At 38.2% G+C, this 22,986-nt stretch carries 23 protein-coding genes and 1 other RNA gene; 9 read left to right on the top strand and 15 right to left on the bottom strand.

What is annotated here, in order from left to right; translation table 11 throughout:
- Positions 1 to 11 precede the first annotated feature (11 nt).
- Complete coding sequence (locus tag ACORJQ_RS06300; RefSeq protein WP_321322929.1) at positions 12 to 503, bottom strand: NlpC/P60 family protein; 492 nt, start codon at positions 501 to 503, stop codon at positions 12 to 14.
- A gap of 352 nt (positions 504 to 855) precedes the next feature.
- Between ACORJQ_RS06300 and msrA the strand changes: the two genes are divergently transcribed.
- The gene (gene msrA, locus ACORJQ_RS06295; RefSeq protein WP_321322927.1) at positions 856 to 2,088 is read left to right on the top strand and encodes a peptide-methionine (S)-S-oxide reductase MsrA; all 1,233 of its coding nucleotides are present in this window, start codon (positions 856 to 858) and stop codon (positions 2,086 to 2,088) included.
- Positions 2,089 to 2,272: 184 nt separating this feature from the next.
- Here msrA and ACORJQ_RS06290 read toward each other — a convergent pair whose 3' ends face one another.
- The 5 genes from ACORJQ_RS06290 to grpE form a co-directional block, all read right to left on the bottom strand.
- The gene (locus tag ACORJQ_RS06290; RefSeq protein ID WP_321322926.1) at positions 2,273 to 2,560 is read right to left on the bottom strand and encodes a hypothetical protein; all 288 of its coding nucleotides are present in this window, start codon (positions 2,558 to 2,560) and stop codon (positions 2,273 to 2,275) included.
- 162 nt (positions 2,561 to 2,722) lie between these two features.
- A complete protein-coding gene (dapB, locus tag ACORJQ_RS06285; protein ID WP_321322924.1) occupies positions 2,723 to 3,523 on the bottom strand; it encodes a 4-hydroxy-tetrahydrodipicolinate reductase in 801 nt (266 codons plus the stop codon).
- Positions 3,524 to 3,565: 42 nt separating this feature from the next.
- Positions 3,566 to 4,735, bottom strand: coding sequence for a molecular chaperone DnaJ (gene dnaJ / locus ACORJQ_RS06280; RefSeq protein WP_321322922.1), 1,170 nt, complete (start codon positions 4,733 to 4,735; stop codon positions 3,566 to 3,568).
- A 510-nt stretch (positions 4,736 to 5,245) separates the two neighbouring features.
- The gene (dnaK, locus tag ACORJQ_RS06275) at positions 5,246 to 7,165 is read right to left on the bottom strand and encodes a molecular chaperone DnaK (RefSeq protein ID WP_321322920.1); all 1,920 of its coding nucleotides are present in this window, start codon (positions 7,163 to 7,165) and stop codon (positions 5,246 to 5,248) included.
- A 259-nt stretch (positions 7,166 to 7,424) separates the two neighbouring features.
- Positions 7,425 to 8,009: a nucleotide exchange factor GrpE gene (grpE, locus tag ACORJQ_RS06270; RefSeq protein WP_321322919.1), complete on the bottom strand. Its 585-nt coding sequence runs from the start codon at positions 8,007 to 8,009 to the stop codon at positions 7,425 to 7,427.
- Between the two features lie 302 nt (positions 8,010 to 8,311).
- On the opposite strand from grpE, the gene ACORJQ_RS06265 reads away from it, so the two are divergent.
- Positions 8,312 to 9,667 carry a diguanylate cyclase gene (locus tag ACORJQ_RS06265; RefSeq protein ID WP_321322918.1) on the top strand — a complete coding sequence of 452 codons (1,356 nt, stop codon included), beginning with the start codon at positions 8,312 to 8,314 and terminating at the stop codon, positions 9,665 to 9,667.
- Positions 9,668 to 9,729: 62 nt separating this feature from the next.
- Here ACORJQ_RS06265 and hrcA read toward each other — a convergent pair whose 3' ends face one another.
- Positions 9,730 to 10,755, bottom strand: a complete 1,026-nt coding sequence (gene hrcA / locus ACORJQ_RS06260) for a heat-inducible transcriptional repressor HrcA (protein WP_321322916.1) — start codon at positions 10,753 to 10,755, stop codon at positions 9,730 to 9,732.
- A 199-nt stretch (positions 10,756 to 10,954) separates the two neighbouring features.
- On the opposite strand from hrcA, the gene ACORJQ_RS06255 reads away from it, so the two are divergent.
- Positions 10,955 to 11,830 carry an NAD(+) kinase gene (locus ACORJQ_RS06255; protein WP_321322914.1) on the top strand — a complete coding sequence of 292 codons (876 nt, stop codon included), beginning with the start codon at positions 10,955 to 10,957 and terminating at the stop codon, positions 11,828 to 11,830.
- A gap of 155 nt (positions 11,831 to 11,985) precedes the next feature.
- Positions 11,986 to 13,656: a DNA repair protein RecN gene (gene recN / locus ACORJQ_RS06250; protein ID WP_321322912.1), complete on the top strand. Its 1,671-nt coding sequence runs from the start codon at positions 11,986 to 11,988 to the stop codon at positions 13,654 to 13,656.
- 109 nt (positions 13,657 to 13,765) lie between these two features.
- Here the strand turns inward: recN and fur are convergent, their stop codons facing one another.
- Positions 13,766 to 14,179, bottom strand: coding sequence for a ferric iron uptake transcriptional regulator (gene fur, locus ACORJQ_RS06245; protein ID WP_321322910.1), 414 nt, complete (start codon positions 14,177 to 14,179; stop codon positions 13,766 to 13,768).
- A gap of 329 nt (positions 14,180 to 14,508) precedes the next feature.
- Here fur and ACORJQ_RS06240 point away from each other — a divergent pair, with 329 nt between their 5' ends.
- Complete coding sequence (locus ACORJQ_RS06240; protein ID WP_321322908.1) at positions 14,509 to 14,919, top strand: outer membrane protein assembly factor BamE; 411 nt, start codon at positions 14,509 to 14,511, stop codon at positions 14,917 to 14,919.
- Between the two features lie 179 nt (positions 14,920 to 15,098).
- On the opposite strand, the gene ACORJQ_RS06235 is transcribed toward ACORJQ_RS06240, so the two are convergent.
- Together ACORJQ_RS06235 and ACORJQ_RS06230 are read right to left on the bottom strand one after the other, a co-directional pair.
- Positions 15,099 to 15,389: an RnfH family protein gene (locus tag ACORJQ_RS06235; RefSeq protein WP_321322906.1), complete on the bottom strand. Its 291-nt coding sequence runs from the start codon at positions 15,387 to 15,389 to the stop codon at positions 15,099 to 15,101.
- Between the two features lie 13 nt (positions 15,390 to 15,402).
- Positions 15,403 to 15,834 (bottom strand): type II toxin-antitoxin system RatA family toxin, encoded by a 432-nt coding sequence (locus ACORJQ_RS06230; protein ID WP_321322904.1) that lies wholly within the window; start codon positions 15,832 to 15,834, stop codon positions 15,403 to 15,405.
- A gap of 216 nt (positions 15,835 to 16,050) precedes the next feature.
- Here ACORJQ_RS06230 and ACORJQ_RS06225 point away from each other — a divergent pair, with 216 nt between their 5' ends.
- The 3 genes from ACORJQ_RS06225 to ssrA all read left to right on the top strand — a co-directional run bounded on the left by ACORJQ_RS06225 (position 16,051) and on the right by ssrA (position 17,922).
- On the top strand, positions 16,051 to 16,833 hold the full coding sequence (locus tag ACORJQ_RS06225; protein ID WP_321322902.1) for a hypothetical protein: 783 nt from the start codon (positions 16,051 to 16,053) through the stop codon (positions 16,831 to 16,833).
- A 127-nt stretch (positions 16,834 to 16,960) separates the two neighbouring features.
- Positions 16,961 to 17,440: an SsrA-binding protein SmpB gene (smpB, locus tag ACORJQ_RS06220; RefSeq protein ID WP_321322901.1), complete on the top strand. Its 480-nt coding sequence runs from the start codon at positions 16,961 to 16,963 to the stop codon at positions 17,438 to 17,440.
- A gap of 124 nt (positions 17,441 to 17,564) precedes the next feature.
- Positions 17,565 to 17,922, top strand: a transfer-messenger RNA (tmRNA) gene (gene ssrA / locus ACORJQ_RS06215).
- Positions 17,923 to 18,120: 198 nt separating this feature from the next.
- Here ssrA and ACORJQ_RS06210 read toward each other — a convergent pair.
- The gene (locus ACORJQ_RS06210) at positions 18,121 to 19,716 is read right to left on the bottom strand and encodes a gamma-glutamyltransferase family protein (protein ID WP_321322899.1); all 1,596 of its coding nucleotides are present in this window, start codon (positions 19,714 to 19,716) and stop codon (positions 18,121 to 18,123) included.
- Between the two features lie 61 nt (positions 19,717 to 19,777).
- Positions 19,778 to 20,227, bottom strand: a complete 450-nt coding sequence (locus tag ACORJQ_RS06205; RefSeq protein ID WP_321322897.1) for a putative molybdenum carrier protein — start codon at positions 20,225 to 20,227, stop codon at positions 19,778 to 19,780.
- Between the two features lie 77 nt (positions 20,228 to 20,304).
- Between ACORJQ_RS06205 and gpt the strand changes: the two genes are divergently transcribed.
- A complete protein-coding gene (gpt, locus tag ACORJQ_RS06200) occupies positions 20,305 to 20,790 on the top strand; it encodes a xanthine phosphoribosyltransferase (protein WP_321322895.1) in 486 nt (161 codons plus the stop codon).
- 101 nt (positions 20,791 to 20,891) lie between these two features.
- Here the strand turns inward: gpt and uraD are convergent, their stop codons facing one another.
- The 3 genes from uraD to ACORJQ_RS06185 are packed head-to-tail and all read right to left on the bottom strand — an operon-like array spanning position 20,892 to position 22,986.
- Complete coding sequence (gene uraD, locus ACORJQ_RS06195) at positions 20,892 to 21,383, bottom strand: 2-oxo-4-hydroxy-4-carboxy-5-ureidoimidazoline decarboxylase (RefSeq protein ID WP_321322893.1); 492 nt, start codon at positions 21,381 to 21,383, stop codon at positions 20,892 to 20,894.
- A 29-nt stretch (positions 21,384 to 21,412) separates the two neighbouring features.
- Positions 21,413 to 22,195 carry an ABC transporter permease gene (locus ACORJQ_RS06190; protein WP_321322890.1) on the bottom strand — a complete coding sequence of 261 codons (783 nt, stop codon included), beginning with the start codon at positions 22,193 to 22,195 and terminating at the stop codon, positions 21,413 to 21,415.
- Positions 22,192 to 22,986 carry an ABC transporter ATP-binding protein gene (locus ACORJQ_RS06185; protein WP_321322888.1) on the bottom strand — a complete coding sequence of 265 codons (795 nt, stop codon included), beginning with the start codon at positions 22,984 to 22,986 and terminating at the stop codon, positions 22,192 to 22,194. The genes ACORJQ_RS06190 and ACORJQ_RS06185 overlap by 4 nt, the downstream gene beginning before the upstream one ends.

Below are 22,986 nucleotides of genomic sequence, written 5' to 3'. Positions count from 1 at the left end.
AAACCTTTAATTTAATAGATACGTCTTGATAGGTAATAGGTTTTTTTCCAGTACACATTTTCTAAATTAGAGATAGTGACGCCTTTGCTACTCGAGGCATGTACAAATTGTGATTGACCAATATAAATACCATTATGCAAAGAATTTCTACCGGTTTTAAAAAATACAATATCACCAACTTTTAGCTGTTTTTTGGAGACTTTTCGTCCCAATTTAATTTGCGTTCTAGTGGTTCTTGGAATGGCGTAACCTAATTTAGAACGGAATGTATTTTGAACAAATGCAGAGCAATCAACACCATTAAAATCAACACCACCGTATTCATACGGTGTGCCTTTCCAAAGTCTGTATTGCGACAATATAAGACTTTTGACTTTATTAGAGTCCTTAAGGTTAACTTGTTTTGCAATCTTAAATGATGGCTGTGACTTGTTTGGTGTGCTTGAGCATCCACCCAAAACCGCGACCATTAAACACAACGTAATCAAAAAAAACTGATTCACCCTTATCTTTGCTCTCACAAAAACAGGCATGATAAATTTGTTATTCAGTAATAACACATGTGTACTCTCACTCTCAATCTCTACTCCCATTCTAGCAAGGCTTTCTCAAAAATGTAAAACTGCATTTTTAAACAAAAGCCTGCAATCATGAACAAAACATGGAGTTTGAAAAAACCAAGTAAGAAATTTTTAATAAAGCTGTCTATATTAGAGAGCACAATAAAAAATTAAGATATTAAGGATATAATCCATGCCAGCATTACATTTAAATACAACCAAACTGTCAAAGTGGTTGATTGCCCTCTTACTTCCATTAACTCTAAGCTTACCCGGCTGTGCCAAGGAGCCTGATATGACAAACAAAAATGATATGGTAGAAACCAATATTGATAGCAAAACAATTGTATTGGGGATGGGCTGTTTTTGGGGAGCAGAAAAACGTATGTCTGAAATACCTGGCGTCATTGATGTAGAAAGTGGTTACGCTGGCGGTGAAGATACTCAAGCTGGTTATCAAGATGTTTTGGGACTTGAGCAAAAAATTCAAATGGGACTCTCTACCAAACGTAATCATGCCGAGGTTATTAAGGTTACCTACAATCCCACAATGGTCGATTTAAAAACCATCCTAATTAAATTTTGGGAGAGTCATAATCCTACTCAAGGTAACCGTCAAGGTAATGATGTCGGTACAAATTACCGCAGTGTCATTTACTATCAAACGGATGACGAAAAGAACCTCGCAGAACAAACTAAAGCGATTTATCAGCAAGCATTAACAAAAGCGGGCTTTCCAAAAATCACTACTGAAATCGCCCCCTTAGTTAACTACATTTCGGCTGAAGAGTATCATCAAGATTACCTTAAAAAGAATCCAAACGGCTATTGTGGACTAGGCGGAACAGGCGTTGCTTACCCAGGCTCTGAAACCAAACAACACGCTCAACTAAAGGCAAGTGAACTCAATAAACAACGCCAATTGATTGTTTTTGAAGCTGAAGATTGTCCTTATTGTAAAAAGTTTAAGGCGGATATTCTCAACACTTGGAATTCTGAAGTACCCATTGTGGCCACTTTAAATCCAAACCCTCCTCAAGATTGGAAATTAGAAAAAGCACTGTTTGCCACTCCAACAATTGTGCTGTTTGAAGAGGGTAAAGAAGTTTCTCGTTTTACTGGCTATAACGGAGATAAAGCCCGTTTTTGGAAATGGTTAGGCTTTAGATTACTCACACCAGAACAGCGTAAAATTGCGTTTGAAGAAGGCACCGAGAGACCATTTACAGGCTCGCATTTAGATGAGACCAGGCCTGGTTATTTTGTTGATCCAATTACAGGTGCTAAATTGTTTAGAAGTGACACTAAATTTAAAAGTGGTACAGGTTGGCCAAGTTTCTTTAGCCCGGTAGAAGGTGCGATTACTGAGCACACAGACAATAGCATGGGCATGACAAGAGTCGAGGTTCGTAGTGCAAGTTCTGGGATTCATTTAGGTCATGTATTTAACGACGGCCCTGCCCCAACTTTTAAACGCTATTGCATAAATGGCAATGTTTTAAAGTTTGTCCCCGATAAAGAAGAGTAATTTGTTTTGAGATAGCTTTGCACTTGCATGAACCTGTAAAGGCAGCTCTTATTCTGTTTTTAATAACTAAACAAAATTAAGTAAACAAAAATTAAGTAAATAAAATTTAAGTAAACAAAAAGGCCAACTCAATAATATTGAGTTGGCCTTTTTTAGCTAGAACTTAAAACATTAAAGTTATTATTTACTTCTCTTTTTTGCTTTTTTTAAGCTCTTTCTTGGCTTCTTTTGTCGCTTTTTTAGCCGCTTTCTTAGCGGCTTTTATTTCTTCTTTTATTTTCTTAGCTTCTTTATCTTCTTTCTTCTTTATTTTCTTTTCGGCTTTTTTTATTTTTTCTTCGGCCTTTTTTTCGGCTTTTTTAGCTTGCTGAGCCAATTTTTTCTCAATTTTTTCAGCGGTTTTTAACGCAGCTTTTCTATCAAGTTCTTTATCCGTTTTTTTATCATTTTTTTTCTTAGACTCTTTAGACATAACGTTCTATTACCCTTTACTTGATTACTTATATTTTCACTTTACCAGGCCTGGTAAATTAATCAAACCCTAAAAACAAAAAAGGTACTCAATAGCAATAATTGAATACCTTTGATACAAAACCTTATCTTAAAAATTGTTTAAACGGGTTCTTTACAATCTTTAGCGTAAATTCAATACATCTTGCATATCAAACAAACCTTTTTCTTTGTTTGCTATCCAGTTACAAGAACGTGCCGCACCATTCGCAAAGGTCATGCGACTAGAAGCTTTATGAGTAATCTCTACACGTTCACCTTCAGTGGCAAATAACACGGTATGATCCCCCACAATATCGCCTGCACGCACGGTAGCAAACCCAATAGTATTTGGATCACGTGCACCAGTAATGCCTTCACGACCATAAACCGCGCACTCTTTAAGGTCACGCCCTAAAGTTTCCGCTACGACTTCACCCATTCTTAATGCGGTACCTGATGGAGCATCGACTTTATGACGGTGATGACCTTCAATCACTTCAATATCATAGCCTTCATTTAAGACTTCTGCTGCTTGCTTTAACAGTTTTAAGCACAGGTTAACACCCACACTAAAATTAGCCGCAAAAATAACGGCAATGCTCTCTGCAGCCTTATCAATTGCGGCCAATCCAGCATCATCAAATCCAGTTGTACCTATCACAATTTTTTTATTGTGAGCCACACAAACTTCTAAATTATGTACCGTGGTTGTCGGTGTTGTGAAATCAATCAACACATCAAAATCATCTACTACCGCTTCAATATCACCCACAATAGACACACCAAGCTTACCAACACCCGCTAGCTCGCCAGCATCCGCACCAATGAGAGAACTTTCTGGACGCTCAATAGCCGCACTTACCGTTAATCCTTGCGTTTGATTTACCGCATCAATTAGGTTTTTACCCATGCGACCTGAAGCTCCAATAATGGCTACTCTCATCTTTTGTTTCCTTTTGTCTTTGTACCGTGAATTAGCGTTGAATTAATTCCAAGGCTCATTCTTATCTTTTTTTGATTTTGAATCATTATCATCATCGCCAGTAAAGAACGATTTAACTGAATCAAAGAAACTATGTGCTTGTGGGCTATGCTGTTTGTGATGTTTACCTTGTAAACTCTCATCAAATTCTTGCAATAACTCTTTTTGACGTGATGTTAATTTAACAGGCGTCTCAATATTAATTTGCACAACCATATCACCGATATGTGAAGATCTAACCGATTTAACCCCTTTACCTGACAATTTAAAACGTTGGCCAGATTGTGTACCAGCAGGGATTTTTAAGTTAGCTTTACCACCTAAAGTAGGTACATCAACAGAACCACCTAAAGCCGCTGTTGCAAAACCAATAGGTAATTCACAATAAAGCGTATTGCCATCACGCTCAAAGATTGCGTGTTTTTTAACTCTAATTCGAACATATAAGTCACCACGTGGTGCACCTGGTTCGCCAGCTTCACCTTCACCTTGAAGACGGATACGGTCGCCTGTATCCACACCCGCAGGAATCTTCACTGACAATGTTTTATTGTCATGAGTATACCCTTCTCCGCGGCATTTTTTACAAGGTGTTTTAATTAACTTACCAGAACCATGACAACTTGGACAAGTGCGGTTTACAGCAAAGAAACCTTGTTGCATTCGTACCTGACCTGCACCATGACAGGTTGGGCATGTTTCTACATCACTGCCAGGTTCAGCTCCTGAACCATCACAAGCATCACAAATGTCTTTGGTTGGAATGCGGATATCAACGGTAGTACCAGCAACTGCATCCTCTAAAGAGACTTCTAATTCATACTGTAAATCTTGACCAGGTTGCGGGCCACGTTGCCCACCAAAACCACCGCCAAAGATATCACCAAAAATATCACCAAATGCATCACCAAAACCACCGCCGCCAAAGCCGCCTCCACCATGACCACCTTCTAAACCAGCATGACCAAACTGATCATAGGTTGAACGTTTTTGTGGATCAGAAAGCACTTCATAAGCTTCTGCTGCTTCTTTAAATTTATTTTCAGCTTCTGCATCACCCGGATTACGGTCAGGGTGATACTTCATTGCCATTTTGCGATAGGCTTTTTTAATTTCACCTTCAGAAGCCGTTTTTGAAACGGATAGGATTTCGTAGTAACAGGTTTTACTCATCGATTTCTCGTCCAACGCTTTTGCGTTTTTTATGTTTAATAAAAGAGAGCTTTGTACGAGATGGATACACGGCTAAAAATGGCTAAAACCTTACTGAATGTCGTTGAAAAACTCGTTAATAGCTAGCTATTAACTCCGTTTTCCGCCTAATTCAGAAAAATTTTATCTCATTTTTTCCTCGCGTCCCACTCGTGTAAAGCACTCAAATAATATTAAAAGTTAATTTACGTTCTATTTAGAAACAACCTCAATAAAAAGCCAGGCCTTTATACCCCCTTGCGGGGTGTGGTAACTTTTAAATAGAGAGTAAAATCAAGATATAAAAATGCACAAATGCCCTAGAAAACTAGAATATTCGTGCATTTTTTATTTTAATAAGCTTTTTATAGCATTACAGATTGCGACCATAAGTTGTCAAATCAAGGCGGAGAAATGTGAGCGTACAAATAGTACGTGATCATTTCCCAACGCAGAGTTGGTATCTTATGGGCGTGATATGAATGTTATAAATTATTTCTTATCGTCATTCACTTCTTCAAACTCTGCATCTACGATGTCATCGTCTGCATTGTCTGTTGAACCTTGCTCTTGAGCTGCATCGCCACCAGCTTGCTGTTTAGCTTGTGCTTTTTGAGCAATTGACTGACTTGCTTCACCTAGTTTAGTCACAGACTCTTCAATCGCTGCTTTGTCAGAACCTTTAATAGCTTCTTCTACTGCTTTGATTGCTGTTTCTACGGCTTCTTTTTCAGCTGCATCAACAGAGTCACCTGCATCCGCTACCATTTTATTGGTTGCGTGAACCATTGCATCTGCTTGGTTACGAGCTTCAACTAGTTCTTTCATTTTTGCATCTTCTTCAGCGTGAGCTTCAGCATCTTTAACCATTGCTTCTACTTCTTCTTCAGAAAGACCAGAAGATGCTTGGATTGTGATGTGTTGCTCTTTACCTGTATTTTTATCTTTAGCAGATACGTTTAGTATACCGTTGGCATCAATATCAAATGTTACTTCAATTTGTGGTGTACCACGTGGTGCTGCTGGAATCTCATCTAGGTTAAATTGACCTAAAGATTTGTTACCAGAAGCCATTTCACGCTCACCTTGAACTACGTGAATTGTTACCGCATTTTGGTTATCTTCCGCTGTAGAGAATACTTGTGACTTACGTGTTGGAATCGTTGTGTTCTTCTCAATCAACTTAGTCATTACACCACCCATAGTCTCAATACCTAGAGATAGAGGAGTAACGTCTAATAGAAGTACATCGTTTACATCACCAGAAAGTACACCACCTTGAATCGCCGCACCCATTGCTACTGCTTCATCAGGGTTTACATCTTTACGTGGCTCTTTACCAAAGAATTCTTTAACCGCGGCTTGTACCATTGGTACACGAGTTGAACCACCCACCAAGATAACATCGTCAATTTCAGAAGCTGAAAGACCTGCATCTTTAAGAGCCATTTTACATGGGTCAATTGAACGCTTAACTAGGCCTTCAATTAAAGACTCAAACTTAGCACGAGTAATTTTCATGTTTAGGTGTTTTGGACCCGTTGCATCAGCCGTTACATATGGTAGGTTGATGTCTGTTTGCTCACGTGATGAAAGCTCAATTTTTGCTTTTTCTGCCGCTTCACGAACACGTTGTAAAGCCAACTTGTCTAACTTCAGATCAACATTTTGATCTTTCATGAACTCTTCTGCAATGTAGTCAACAATTACGTTATCGAAATCTTCACCACCTAAGAAAGTGTCACCATTAGTAGAAAGTACTTCTACTTGTTTTTCACCATCTAAATCCGCTACTTCAATGATAGAGATATCAAACGTACCACCACCTAAATCGTAAACTGCGATTTTGCTGTCACCTTTGGCTTTATCCATACCATATGCAAGTGCTGCCGCTGTTGGTTCGTTGATAATACGCTTAACTTCTAAACCAGCAATTTTACCGGCATCTTTAGTCGCTTGACGCTGAGCATCGTTAAAGTAAGCAGGAACCGTTACCACCGCTTCAGTTACTTCATGACCTAGGTAATCTTCTGCTGTTTTCTTCATTTTCATCAGAGTACGTGCAGAAACTTCCTGTGGAGACAATTTCTTACCAGCTACTTCAACCCAAGCATCTCCGTTATCAGCCGCAACGATTTTATAAGGAACCATATCCTTATCTTTAGCTACTACTTCATCATCAGCACGACGACCGATTAAACGTTTGATTGCGAAAAGAGTGTTTTCTGGGTTTGTAACCGCTTGACGTTTTGCTGAATCACCAACCAGTACTTCACCATCTGCTGTATAACCAACAATCGATGGAGTTGTACGTGCACCTTCGGCGTTTGGAATAACTTTAACTTCTTTACCTTCCATTACCGCAACACATGAGTTGGTGGTTCCTAAATCGATACCAATAATTTTAGCCATTTGATTTTCTCCAAATTGCAAACTTAGAATTACCAGGCCTGGTAGCTTTAAATTAAAGCGTTTAGCGGTCTGAAATTGTAAGTTAAGACTTTTAAATAATATTTGTTAAATAATTGTTTTTACTAAGTTGACTTGTATATAGGGCTGTAAAAAAAGCTTTCAAGTCTAAAAACCACTTTTTTTCTATTTTTTACGCTGTTTTTTGTGTTTTATTTTGTCTTCACTAAACACAAACAAACGCCCCCTTACAAATAAAGACTTACTGAGCAACTATCACTCGTGCAGCACGTACTAAACGCTCGTTTAATGTGTAACCCTTTTGAATGGTATCAACTACCGTATTACTTTCATGATCTGGCGATGGAATCATCGTTAAAGCTTCATGCAAATTAGGGTCAAACTTTTCACCCGTTGGGTTTACACGCTCAACGTTAAACTCTTGAAGTACATCCAACATCTGCTTAAAGGTCATTTCAACCCCCTCACGAATACTTTCAAGAGTCGCCTCTTCTTTAGAGGCAGCATCAATCCCCATTTCCATAGAATCCATAGCAGGCAATAACGCATTAACAAATTTCTCTAATGCATACTTGTGTGCACTTTCTACATCAATACGAGTACGGCGACGTAAATTTTCCATATCGGCCTGAACACGTAATGCCATATCTTTATGCTTTTCCGCTTCTGCTTTGGCTTCTTCTAATAAAGCTGCAATATCATCTTGAACCGCTTCTTGTGCATTATCTAAAGCTTCTTCAGCCTGCTGAACCGCCTCTTCTGCAGTTTGGGTTTCAACAGCTTCTGCATTAACGTCATCATTCATTTTTTGCTCTTTTTCAGACATGGTTATCTCCAGTAAATTTCTAGTCGGGAGTTTTATAAGGGATAGCTTTAAGTAATTCAAGCCAAAGACGGATTTTTTTTAAAAGAATTTACCAGGCCTGGTAACAAAGCAAAACACGCTAGGAATCAGTTGGGCTGAAATAGTCGAAACGAAAAAAGCCTGGCTTAAATAGTTTTTTCAGCTTTGAGACGAATAGCACGGCTATTCAATGAAAAAGTGGACAAAAAAATCACCAAATCTGGTTTTTGCAGCCATTTAGCTTTAAAATAGCTGGCCTTCTTACAAAGCCATGTCCAAAATTCATGAATATACTCATCGTAGATCCATCCAATAGCTATCGTAATGTTATCAAGCTCACACTAAGCAATGCAGATACGCACATCATTGAAGCTAGTAATGGAAACGATGGCTTGGTTTATTTAAAAAAACACAAACCTTCCGCAATCTGTGTGGCACATGAACTAAGTGACATGGACAGTTTTAAGTTTCTGAAAAAGCTAAAGTCCAACAAAATCCTATGCAACACGCCCAAGTTCTTGCTCACTTCAAATAATTCGTCCGACTTTAAACGCCAAGCCTACGATGCTGGCTTTACCGAAATATTTATTAAATCAGACTTTCCAACCCTAAAACGTGCTCTACACAGCTTAATGCTCTATGCCACGCTTAACATATCCGCTCGTGTTCTTTATGTGGAAGACACACAAAGCACCGCTGACTTTACCAGTCACATTATGAAATCGGCAGGCTGGAAAGTGATGCATGTTAAAAGTGGCGAAGAAGCCGCTGCACTGTTAGACAATACTAAAAAATCGTTTGATATTGTCGTTACTGACTTGGTTTTAGAAGGTGAAGTGAGTGGTATTGGCCTAATTAACCTAATTCGTCAAGGCAATGAACGCATTCGCGACATCCCTATTCTGGCCGTTTCTGGGTGGAACGACTTATTACGCCAAGTCTATGTTCTTAAACACGGTGCGGGCGACTTTATTGCCAAGCCATTTAATGAAACTGACTTTTTAGCACGAGCCATCAACCTAATTATGGGCAAACGTGCCCGCGATGAACTCATAGAAGAACAAGCCGCACTTCACCAAAAAGTAAACATAGACTCGCTAACCGGCATCAACAACCGCCATTATTTAGATGAGTATGGAGATAAACTAGTCAGATCCGCAATCACTAAAAATGAAGCGATTGCCTTGATGTTATTAGATATCGATCAGTTTAAAGAAATAAACGATATGACCGGGCACACTGCAGGCGACACCATACTTGAAACCGTTGCTTCTATTCTAAAAAACAATGGTCATGCAAACGACATAATTGCCCGCTATGGTGGCGATGAATTTGTTGTCATCATTAAAGATTTAAATCAAGAAGAAGTCCTACAACGAGCTGAAACAATTCGCCAACAAGTCGCTGAAGCCCAACCATTAGGAATAACGACAACCTGCTCCATTGGATTAGCTTACCACCATAAAAAAATTGCATTACAACTGGTCGAACTACTTGAAAACATCAATCAAAGCCCTGAAGAGTTTGAGCTAAACTACCAAACCCTATTTAAAGCCGCAGACCACTCTCTATACGCCGCAAAAAAGGCTGGACGTAATCAAGTTTGTATCAACAACTCACTAAAACCCATTCAACAATAAAGAATCAATCGAGCCAGACAATAAAAATTTTAACAGCCTTAATATGAGCGTTAATTATGAAATTATTTTTTAAGAAGTGAGCTTAAGATTTTGGCGGTCATATCGACTCTAGGTACGACTCTTTGATAGTTCATTCGGCTTGGACCTACTACACCTAGTACACCTAGAATTTCGCCCTCAACTTCATAAGGCGTAGTGATAATACTGCAGTCTTGGTAAATTTCATTACCGCATTCGTGGCCTACAAATACTTGTACACCTTGGGCTTGCATGCTTTTATCGAGCAGTGACACCATTTCATTGTGTTGTTCAAATGAGTTAAATAGGGCTTTTAATTTTTCTGAACTCGCCAGCTCTTGGTAATTGAGTAAATTGGTTTTACCTGAGACTAAAAATGGCATTTTTTGGGCTAGCTGACTTTCTAAAACAAAGTCGGTTGCTTGCACAATCGAGCTCATAAATTCATTGGTGGTAGAACGAATGGTATCCATTCTAGACATTAAAAATTGTTTAGCTTCGGCTAGATTTTTGCCTAAACAGTGTTCATTTAAATAGTTTGCAGTTTGCTGAAGTTCATCACCACTAAAAGGTTTTTCGAGCTCAATAATGCGGTTTTGCACATCTTGATCATTAAAGACCAACACCACTAATACACGATTAGCACCGAGCTGAATAAAATCGATATGCTTGAGCACCTCTTGCTGTTTATTTGGCATTAACACCAAACTGGTCATACCGGTAATGCCAGACAATACTTTTGAGGCACTTTCTAACAAGTCATCTTGGTTTAAACCCACCGATAACTCATTACGAATGGAGGCTTGTTTTTGCTGTGAAAGAGGCTCGTAGGTAAGCATGGAATCAAGAAACAGTCTGTAACCGGTATCGGTAGGCACGCGCCCTGCTGATGTGTGCGGTGAGTGAATCAAGCCCATTTTTTCAAGGTCTGCCATCACATTACGAACCGTTGCTGAACTCAAGCCAATATCGGGTAATTTGGCGAGTGTAGTTGACCCTACCGGCTTGCCATCATTAAGGTATAATCCCATTAAGTTTTTAAATAATAGTTGTGAACGGTCGTTTAACACTTTAAGCACTCTTTAAGATACACTGCTAAATTATATGAACAATAGTTGGTTATTCAAGGCCTTCAATTGACTTTTATATAGAATTTATAAAATTAAAAACACTAGAATAAAGCTACAACAAAGCTAGAACAAAGAGTTAAATAGAACACTTATTACCCATCCCTTAAGCTTGGCTTAGATTACATATGAGTTTATGAACATGTTTCAAACAATCGGAATATTTGGAAAATACACAGGCAATCAATGTTGGGAAAATATTGAAATGCTAATTGATTATCTTCACTCTAAATCCCGAACTGTGTATTTAGATAAGCCCTCTTGTGAAAAATTTCCGCGACATGAATCAGTTGAACTTTTAGAACGAGAAGACTTAAAAAGTAAAATTGACCTTGCGGTTATGGTGGGTGGCGATGGCACTTTTTTGGATGTCGCTCGCTGTATTACCGATAACGATGTTCCGATACTGGGTATTAACCTGGGTCGCCTTGGTTTTTTAACCGATGTATCCGCAGATGACATGATTGAAACCATGGAAGAGATTTTGTCTGGTGTGTATCAAGAAGAGTTACGTAATGTCTTGCAAGTGAGTGTTTATGAAAATGGTGAGCTCACATTCCAAGAACGTGCTATTAACGATGTGGTGATTCATAAAACCGACTCTCCACGAATGATTGAATTTGAAACTTTTGTAGATGGTCGCTTTTTAAACAGTCAACGTTCTGATGGCATGATTATCTCTACCCCAACGGGCTCCACAGCTTATGCATTGTCTGCTGGTGGGCCAATTTTAGATCCGGGTGTTGATGCGATAACGTTAGTTTCTATTAATCCGCATACCATGAGCACACGCCCTTATGTGATTAATAGCAGTAGTACTGTGGAATTACGTGCACATGAATATTGTGACAAAACAGCGCAGATTATTTGTGATGGTCAAATCACCCATGATATTTCGCCAAACCATCAAACAATCGTGAAACGTAATGAACATTATTTACGTCTTTTACACCCAAAGAATCACGACCATTTTGAGCTATTACGAGCTAAATTACACTGGGGCGACAAGCTTTCTTAAACGCCTTTGTGAAAGGCTGACAAAAAGCGAAATTAAAGCATTTTTTGTTATATTTATTTCCTATATAATCTCAAATCAATAGCAAATCACCAGGCCTGGTAAATTGTTAAATTACCAGGCCTGTTTAATTTATTAATGTGAAATGAACTCCTTATATGCTGCAAGAACTCTCTATTCAAAACTTAGCCCTAATTGAAAAACTTCAACTGCAATTTAATACTGGCTTCACTACCCTAACGGGTGAAACAGGTGCAGGTAAATCGATTTTATTAGATGCCTTAGGCCTCGCTTTAGGTGAACGTGCCGATAGCTCTTTAGTTCGCCACAACACCCCAAAAGCCGATGTAACCGCCCTATTTGAAATTGAGAAACTTCCGCATGTTCAAAGCTGGTTAGTTGAGCAAGAATTAGATGATGACACTCAATGTTATTTGCGTAGAACCGTTACTTCAGAAGGCCGTTCAAAAGCTTACATTAATGGTTACCCTGTTGCGGCAAACCAACTGAAAACCCTAGGGAGTTTTTTGATTGATATTCATGGCCAACATGAGCATCAAACATTATTGTCTAGCAATAAACAGTTAGACCTTCTTGATGCCTACGCCAATCATCCAAAAAATCTTAGCCAAACACATCAAGCCTTTAAAGCATGGCAAGATTTAAAACGCCAACTAAAACAAATTGAAGAAGAACAAGCCGACTACCAAAGTAAGCTTGAATTATTAAGTTTTCAAAAAAATGAATTTGATGAAATCAACCCGCAAGATGGCGAATTTGATGCTTTATCTGAAGAACAAAGCCAACTCTCTCATGCAAGTGAAATCAAACTGGCTTGTGATAAAGCCTACAATGCAATTGAAGAAGAACAAGGCGCCGTTGATTCAATCAACCAGGCGATTCATGCATTAGAGTCGATTATTGAATTCAGCCCAAGCTTAGAAGGTTTAATCACCCAATTAAACAGTAGCGTAATTGAGGTACAAGAAGCGGCAACCGAAATTCAACATCATTCTGAAAACATTGATTTAGACCCACAACAACTTCAAAACGTTGAAGAACGTTTGTCTGCTCTATTTGGCTTGGCTAAAAAATACAATATTGAAGCAGAGCAACTGGTTGAGAAACACCAACAAATTCAAGAAGACTTAGCTCGTTTAGAACAGTCTGATGCCTCTTTGGAAATATTAAAAGCCGAACTTGACCAGGCCTGGAAAAATTATCAAGACCAAGCTAATTCACTCAAAAAATCACGTCAAAAAGCGGCTAAAAACCTGTCTAAAATTGTTACTGAAGGCATGCAAACCTTAGGCATGCCTAATGGACTCTTTGAAGTAGCCTTAAGTGATGCTGAGCAACCTAATACCAATGGTACAGACAAAGTAATCTTTAATGTGACAGCTAACAAAGGCCAGCCATTACAGCCGCTTGCTAAAGTCGCATCGGGCGGTGAATTGTCTCGTATTAGTTTAGCGATTCAAGTCGCCACCTCAGAAGTCGCACAACTGCCAACCCTGATTTTTGATGAAGTGGACGTGGGTATTGGTGGCGGTATTGCCGAAGTAGTCGGTCAAAAAATGCAGCAATTGGGTAAAGACAAACAAATCTTTTCCATTACCCATTTGGCTCAAGTGGCTTCTCATGGTCACAGTCATTTACATATTGCAAAACAGACACAAAACAATTCAACTACCACACAAGTTAAACAGCTTAGTTCAGAACAGCGTATTGAAGAGTTAGCAAGAATGATTGGTGGCCTAACCCTCACAGAACAAACTCTCAGCCATGCCAAAGAGATGCTAGAAAGTGCACAAAATAAAACAACCTAATTGAATTTTGGCACAGGGTTATCCCAAAACAATTAAGGTCTTATGAGATTTTAAACATACAAAAAAGGGGCGATTAAGCCCCTTTTTTATTTCTGATAACTATCAAATATTATTTGGATTCTTGTGGCAAAGTCCCATAAATAACCAGACTATGGCCTGATAAATCATAACCATTTTCTTTGGCAATTTCTTGAATACGGTTCTCAATTATAGGGTCAACAAACTCTTTGACACGGCCAGATTTTAAACAGACTAAGTGATCATGATTATCACCAGTATCAAGTTCAAAGATAGAGATATTATTCTCAAAGTTTAAACGTCTAACAATACCCGCTTGTTCAAACTGAGTAAGCACACGATAAACCGTTGCCAAACCGACTTCTTCACCCTGTTCTAGTAGGATTTTATAAACGTCTTCAGCCGTTAGGTGATGCTCGTCTCCAGAAGTTTCTAAAATTTCTAGAATTTTTAATCTTGGTAGAGTCACTTTTAAACCGACTTTTTTGAGTTCTGCTCCGCTCATACTATCCTCTTATACTTTTTGCTTTTCTTTTTACTGAGTGTAACTGTTGATTTTATGGGCTATTTTTTAATTACCCTAATCCGGATATAGTTCACTCATATTTAGCAGTAAATAATTAACAAGTTTATCGCCAATTGCACTTTAAAACAGCCAGAATCCTGATGTCCGTTAGCCACTAAAATTTAATTGATAGGACTAAAGGTGCATAGCAAGAATAGTGTGTATAATACCCTAAAATATTCATAACTAGAATTTAAATAGAAATAATGATTTTACAGAAAACTGTCCTTACAAACTCAAGATTGGGCAATATTCATTCTGAGGAAAGCATGTCTAAAACAAACACTTCTTTTACGTTACTCTCTCGTACTCGTTCACTTTTTTTAGTGGGATTAATGAGCTTTGGGCTTTTGTCTGGCTGTTCTTATTTAGAACCTTATAAAGCTCCGTTAACTCAAGGTAATGTTATGACCAAAGAGTCTTTAACATTATTACAAGAAGGTTTAACTCAATCACAAGTTAGAGAATTATTAGGGCCACCAATGGGGAAAAACCCATTTAACCCTTCTGTTTGGGAATATATTTACTACAGTTCAGAGCAAAATTCTGAACGTGAAAACCATACCGCACACGTAATATTAAAGTTTGATAACGACAAACTGCTAAGCAGTTGGAAAGAACAAAAACAAACTGCTCAACTTAAAAAAGATGATTCTTGGTTAGGGTTAGGTTGGTTTTAAATAACTCAAACAAATAAAATCGTATTTAATAACTTTTAACATCTAATGCTAAAAGTTTTAAACTAAAAAGGCCTGGTAAATCTAATTTACCAGGCCTTTTTATTGAGTTAGTTTGAATGGGTAAAACTTATTAGGCAATAATTAACTCAAAACTAAACCACATCAACCACAGACAACGCCTATTTTGCTGCTTTACGCTCTTCTTCAACTTTTTGTCTTCTACGATCTCTTGGATCAACCTTTAAAGGGCGATACACTTCAATTCTATCACCCATTTTCAATACCGTTTCTGGTGTAACTAACTTTCCAAAAATTCCCACTTTATCAATTACCAGGCCTGGTAATTCTTTTAAAAGCTTTGATTTTTCTAATGCTTGTGCAACGGTTGTACCCTTTTCTACGGTTTCGGCAAACAGGTATTGCACCTCTTCTAAGGCATAAGCGACTTCTATTTGAATCATCTCACTCATCATCAACTCTTATTTACTGGTAAATCTGTTTGGCTCGTTCACAAAAGGAATCAACTAAGGTACTTGCAATATGTTCAAATATTGGACCAATTGCCATATTTAATAGACCATTACTCACTTCAAATTCTACTTCAAAAAGTATTTTACAGGCATCCACATCCAACACTTTAAACTCCCATTCACCTCGAAGAGACTTAAATGGACCATCGAGCAAATGCATCTCGATACGTTCACCTGGAACTAGGTGGTTTTGGGTTTTAAACGTCTGCTTAATACCCGCCTTAGCAATGGTAACACTTGCTTGCATTTCATATTCAGAGGCACTCAAAACCTCCGAGCCACCACACCAAGGTAAAAATTCTGGGTACGATGCCACATCATTTACTAAAGCGTAAACTTGTTGAGCTGAATAAGGTAACAAAGCGGTTCTTGCAATTTTTTTCATTATAAATATATCGTTTTTAAGCTTTTATAATTCACTGTTACTCTACGAGAGCCAACACATTAAGGTGCATTATTATAACAAAGCCTAGCTAAGCGTTTTTTAATTAACCGAGTGTTAAAATTAATAATGCGGTATGGTATATTTTTAAACCATAAAATAACACAATATTTATGCTATCTGCTCGCTACACAAACAAAGCCAACGCTGGAGAAAACTGTGAATTCATCTACGCCTAATGCATTGCAAAAAAGCTACCAAATAAAAGCATTTTTACCCAATCGATCTAAAAAATTTGCAAAGATGCTGCTTTACATTGGGTTTATCGGCTATGTTTCAACTAGTTATGCAGATGAAGACAAATTGATTGAAAACCCATCTAATCCATACATTACCGATAGCTGGGTCGTAAACTACAAATCCGATGATTTTACCGATAAAGTCACCGAAGCAACGGTTTTATATATTCCACCAAACTTTGGTGAACAGGCGGCTTTTTTTCTACGTTGTAAACCTTATTTTACTAACTTCAGTATGCAATACACTGAACAAGAAAAAAACCTAACCGAAAACGGCAAACTGCCCAATGCATCCGATAAGTTTGCCAAACACGGTTATGTATATGACGACAAACAAGATATGAAAGTGACCGTAGGTGATGATTCAGAAAATTACACCCTTTCAGTGGGCGGGCAAAACAATCATCTAACCAAACTGTTTAAAACAGAGAAAACGCTTCAACCAGGCCAACTTGGTATGAGTTGGTTTTACTCATTCACCTTTAAAGAGATGCCAAGCTTTAGACCTGGAAAAACACCCGATGACCAGCGTGATTTTTTTACACAACTCAATCAAGCCATCAAACAACAAAAAGACATAAAATTCAGTCTAAAAGCGGATAACGGACATAAACGTGACTTTACAATGGACACTCAAAGAATGGTTAAATTTATCCCGCCAGAAGTCATGGATTTTTGCATAACAAATCGTCAACTCAAATAAGCTTCACCGCAACACTGTAAAGCCCTGGTATAATGCCAGGCCACACGCTGTGCATAAAACTGTGTCCCTTGCACAGACAAACTGAAAGACACAATAAAAATTAAAATAATTTATTTAAAGACACATCATGGCTAAAAAGAAAAAACATAACAAAGAAAATACCATTGCCCTTAATAAAAAAGCTCGCTTTGACTACTTTATTGAAGACACATTAGAAGCAGGTATTAGTCTTGAAGGCTGGGAAGTAAAAAGCTTACGTGCAGGCAAAATTCAACTAGGTGAAAGCTATGTTATGTTTAAAGATAACCAGGCCTGGTTATTTGGTGCATTAATCACTCCGCTAATGACCGCCTCTACCCATAGTTTTCACGACCCTTTAAGAACTCGCCAACTGCTTTTACACCGCAGAGAAATTAATCGCTTACGTGGCTTGGTAGATATTGAAGGCTCGACCGTTGTGCCATTAGAACTTTATTGGAAACAAGGTAAAGTCAAATTAGCCATTGGCCTTGCCAAAGGTAAAAAACAACACGACAAACGTGCCACCATGAAAGAGCGTGATTGGAATCGTGACAAACAACGCATTTTAAAAGGCGACATAAGATAAATATCACTCTTTTTGGTCTTTTATTCAAACCATCCCTTGAATTATTTTGATTCACCCCCAATAATACCTCAACTCTTAAAAGATTCCCCTTGTTAGCCAAAACACCGGCTAGCAAGAAAAATTCGGGGCTGTACTGGTTTCGACGGGGAGTACAAAATTTGAGATGCATGTCGTGCCTGAATGATGCACGTAAATCTTTATTTCAACTTTGTTATAGTTGCAAACGACGATAACTACGCTCTAGCAGCTTAGGCCGCTAGTGCAGCCCAGGAAAGTTGTCTATGGCCCCTGGTCGCTGTATCATATTACATAGAACCGTGTTAAGTACGTGTTTGGGTACTTAGCATCAAACTTTACAAGCTCGCCTGATGTGATCCCTGCTGGTTGGGTAACATCTTGGTTAAATCAATAAACCAAATAAGCATGTAGATTTTTAGATGGCGGCTTCGCGGACGGGGGTTCGACTCCCCCCAGCTCCACCAAATAACTAAGCCCGCTCTTCTTTTGAAGGGTGGGCTTTTTTATTGTCTTTTATTTATCTTCTGATCACGCTAATGTCAATGTCTATTAGACCCACCACATACTTTTTTAGATTAATTAGACATCTTTACTGAAAAGCATAGTAAAGTCGAAACATAAAGCTAAAGAAGGTGTGAGCACATTCAGATTTTTATCCGTTATCAAATCCCCGCTGCCTTACCATCACTTCTCGGGTCTGTTGCCCCCTCAATTTTTGATGATGGATAGAGAACCAATGCTCCTGCATGCCCGACGACGGAATCTAAAGGATTAAGCCATTCAAATTCATGACCTTTTTCGGTAAGAGCTTCTTCATATGAATCAGAAAAACGTGATTCAAGCTTTAAACTTTCAGAAGCATTACCCCAGGTTCTTCCTAATAACCATCTCGGCTTATTTATGGCCGTTTGTAAATCATCTTCATAATAAGCATAACGACTATAAACGGCGGCTTGTGTTTGTGGTTGACCGTCGCCTCCCATTGTTCCATAAGCCATTACTCGACCATCTTTAAATAAAGCAATCGCAGGGTTTAAGGTATGAAAAGGTTTTTTATGTGGCTCTAGACTACGAACGTGATGAGTATCAAGTGAAAAACTGCACCCTCTATTTTGCCAAACAATACCTGAAGATGGGAGCATAAATCCACTACCAAATTCATGGTAAATACTTTGAATAGCACTGACGACCCGTCCTTTAGAATCAATGACACCAAACCAAGTTGTATCTCCTGGCGAGGTTATTTCATCCCAATCATGGGTTTTATTTAAATCAATTTGTTGGCTCAATTTATCAAGATATTTTGGTTCCAGCCATTTTTGTAAATCTTCTTTACTCGCTGATGTATCCATTTTATTTCGATGAGAAAAAGCGATTTTGGTGGCCTCTACCAATAGATGAACGTAATCGGCAGAATCATTTTTAGGAAGCTTTTCTTTCCATCGGTCAAACAGTCCTAAAATCATTAGTGAAGCCACACCTTGAGTAGGAGCAGAGGCATTAAAAAGTGTGGCTTTTGAGGTTTCCAATTCAAGGTAGGGTTTCCAACAAGCTTGATGGTTTTCTAGATCTTGTTGAGTGATATAGCCTTCTCGATTAGAAAAGTCTGTTGCTATTGAGCTTGCAAGTTCTCCTCGATAAAAATCATCAAAGCCCTCTTTGCCTAATTTTTCTAAGGTCTTACCTAAAGCGTTTTGAACTAAAGTGTCTCCTTCATTCAGTACCTTTCCTTCAGGATAATAGACTTCTGAAAAAGGTAAATCTGCTTGAAGTTCTTTGGCTTTCTCTTTTAGGGTTTCAGCTAATGATTGTGTTACGGATATACCCGTCGTAGCAGAATCAACGGCTTCTTGCATGAGTGTCTTAGAAGAGGTTGTTCCACCCCACTCTTTTTGACTTTTTTGATAAGCTAAATCCCAAGCTGAAACTGCTCCTGCAACTGTATTCGCTGCGAGCTTACCTCTAAATGGAATGGTTTCCATACCTGAGTATAAATCTGTCGTGATTTTAGAGCCTGAATAGCCAGATGCTTCAATAAAACTCACACCGTCTTCTGGGTCATAAATTAACCAAAAAGCATCTCCTCCAATTCCTGTCATGTGGGGGTAATGCACGGCTAGAGAAGCTGCTGTTGCTATGGCGGCTTCTATGGCATTACCACCTGACTTCAAAATGTCTAGGCCTGCATCTGCAGCGGCATAGTGTGGTGCTACAACCATGCCTTTTGTACTTACTTGTGTTTTGAATTGTTCTGGCATTCTGAACTCCAGTCGATCATTTTAGATAACGAAACTTTATGAACGACCTATAAACTTAGATTTAAAGAAATTGGCCAAGTAAACGCATCGTGTATTCATAACACAAACTGCATTTACTGCTTCTAGGCCCTGCGACATTGAGTGTATTAACATGATAATTGGACACAAACTCTTTAGCTTTTTGCCCCCAATAGTTTGGTGTTTTTTGGGATGCATCAATTAATAAAACAGGTTTATCTTCTTGTCTGCAAAAGTCTCGGGTATTTAAGGTTCCGCCTGAGAGCTTATCAAAATAGATAATAAGAGTTGCGTCGCTATTAATGACGTTTTTTAAAGTTCTTTGGCTGTAGTTTTGACTTGAAAGCTCTGTTAAACCATATTTAGATGGAATAACACCATCTTCAGCGATTTTACCTTTTGGACAATAACCGCCAATTTCGATTTGGTGTAATAAACCAAAATCTAATGCCGCTCTATCCACGCCTGTTTGACCACCGGATATTATTTTCATATAAATATTTCCGTTTCAACATCTTGATATTAAAGAATTACTGTATAATCTTTCAAAATTAAAAAAAGTAGCGGCTTATGACAACACAAATTAAAAAACATATTATTTCTTGGGATCAATTTCACCGTGACTGTAGAAGTCTTTCACATGATTTAATAGCATTAGACCAAAAATGGGATGGCATTATTGCAATTACACGTGGTGGTATGATTCCAGCTGGAATTATTGCTCGTGAACTTGGAATCAGAGTCGTTGATACCATTTCAGTTAGAACCTATAGCCATAAAGAAATTAATGAGCCTGTAGTATTAAATGATGTAACGGCAACAGTCGATGGTGAAAACTATCTATTAATTGATGACTTGGTTGATACCGGGAAAACGGCAAAGTTTGTTCGTGAACGACTACCAAAAGCGTACTTTGCAACCGTATATGCAAAACCTGAAGGACGACCTTTAGTAGATAACTTCATAACTGAAGTACCGCAAGATACTTGGATTTATTTTCCATGGGATTTAGAGTTAGATTACGTAAAACCAATCTCTAAACACGCTGACGAATAAACCTATCTTAGTTAATCCGATGGTTAACAACGCTTTTTAGCCATCGGTTTAAAACTTTGATCTTTTCCCAGTGTAACTATAGCCAAAGCAATCCGATCAATCTATTCGATTAATTTTGTCACTCTTATCTGAGCAATTTTAATTAGTTCTGCTACAGATACAGGCCATTCTATCTCTTCAGCGTGATTTAAACGCTGTTGCATCAACTTCAATATCTGTGCCTTATTCATCCCCGTAACGGCTACCACAAATGGATACCCCATCTTGTTTTCATATTCTTGGTTTAACTTTTTAAATAACATCAATTCATCTTCATTCAAACTCGATAAACCTGCTTGCTGTTGTTCTGATTGAGAAAAACCTGGTTGAGCTTTACCTACACCAAGTTTAGGGTGTAATTTCAAAGCTTGTTTCTGCAAATCCAAAGGGGCATTTTTGATTGCAACAGCCAGTTTGTTTTGCATATCTAAACTACTCATAAAAGGACGAGATTCAGCTAAGATTGGTAAAACCCAATCACAGTGTTCTAACAACAATTCACACTGCTCTAAAAAGGCTTTGGGCGGTAATTTATTAAGTTCATCCAATGTCATGAAAAGATTACTTCTATATTTAATTTAGTTTAATTCCTAAAAGCCCACTTAGTCATGCGTTTTTCTAATAATGCAAACAAGGTATAAACAGCTAAACCTTCTATGGCCAAAACAACCAGGCCTGCAAAAACTAATGGAACGTCAAAGTTGGCTTGTGCTGAAAGCATTAAATGCCCTACACCTGCATTGGCAGCAACTGTCTCTGCAACCACTGAGCCAACAAACGCTAAAGTAATTGAGATTTTTAATGCTCCAAAAAAGTACGGTAATGTATTAGGAATACCAACTTTAAATAAAATTTGGCGCTTACTGGCTTTTAGTGCTCGCATTACATCAACGACTTCTGGCTCTAAAGTTGCCAGACCTGTTGATACGTTAACAACAATTGGAAAGAAAGAGATAATCCATGCCGTTAAAATCGCCGGTGTTGTACCGATACCAAACCATAATACTAAAATAGGAACTACGGCAACTTTTGGAACGGTTTCAAATGCAATAAACAAAGGGTATAGAGCATTATACAAGGTTTTTGAATTACCAATTAATGCCCCAACAGCAACGCCAAATACAACTGAAATTGCAAAACCAATAATAGTCGTTTTAAGAGTTTGCCAACCATTTTCAATTAACGCATCTTGATATTCCATCATCGATTGAAATATACGAATAGGTGATGGTAAAAAATATTCAGGAATATTTCCCAACATACACGTTATCTGCCAAATACCAATTGCTGATAAAAAAATCAGTAACGGTGCACCATATTCATAAGACTTTGTTTCTGTTAATGAAGTCCATGCGGTTTTTTTCATGCGGCCTCCTTAGCAGCTTTAATAAAGCCTCTAAGCTTTTGCACAAGATGGGTAAATTCTGCGTCGTAACGAATATCAATAGATCTTGGACGAGGGAAATTAACTTTCTCTTCATGGACGATTTGCCCAGGACGAGTAGACATAACATAAATATCGTCAGCCAAATATGAGGCTTCTTCTAAGTCATGAGTTACCAATAAAACAGTAAATTTTTTGGCTGCTTGAAGTTCACTCAACATAATCCAAAGCTCTTCGCGAGTAAATGAATCAAGAGCTCCAAAAGGTTCATCTAAAATAAGTAAACTTGGCTCGTGCACTAACGCACGACATATTGAAGCACGCTGTTGCATTCCGCCTGATAATTCCCAGGGAAAGCTATGTTCATAACCTTTTAAACCAACTTGCTCAAGTAGTTCAGTCGCTTTATCAATGTATTTTTGTTTGTTTCTACGATATTGATTTTCATAATCAGGGCTTACTTCAAATGGCAATAATACGTTATCAATAATATTTCGCCATGGTAATAAAGTCGATTTTTGGAAAGCCATTCCAACCCCAGAAACGGGGCCGTTGACCTCACGATTATTCATAAAGACATAACCTAATGTCGGTGCTTGTAATCCCGACAAAAGTTTCATCATGGTTGATTTACCGCAGCCACTTGGACCGACAACTGCGGTAAAACTTCCTTTCTGAATGGTTAAATCGACTTCATGTATTGCCATATCTTTGATTTCTTCTGAGCCGTTATAGCTTAAAGAAACTTTTTCTAGCTGAATAAAGTCTGACAT

The organism is Thiomicrorhabdus sp., assembly GCF_963662555.1.
Classification (GTDB): domain Bacteria; phylum Pseudomonadota; class Gammaproteobacteria; order Thiomicrospirales; family Thiomicrospiraceae; genus Thiomicrorhabdus.
Note: the sequence above shows the minus strand (reverse complement) of the source record. Positions and strands in the feature narration are given on the sequence as shown.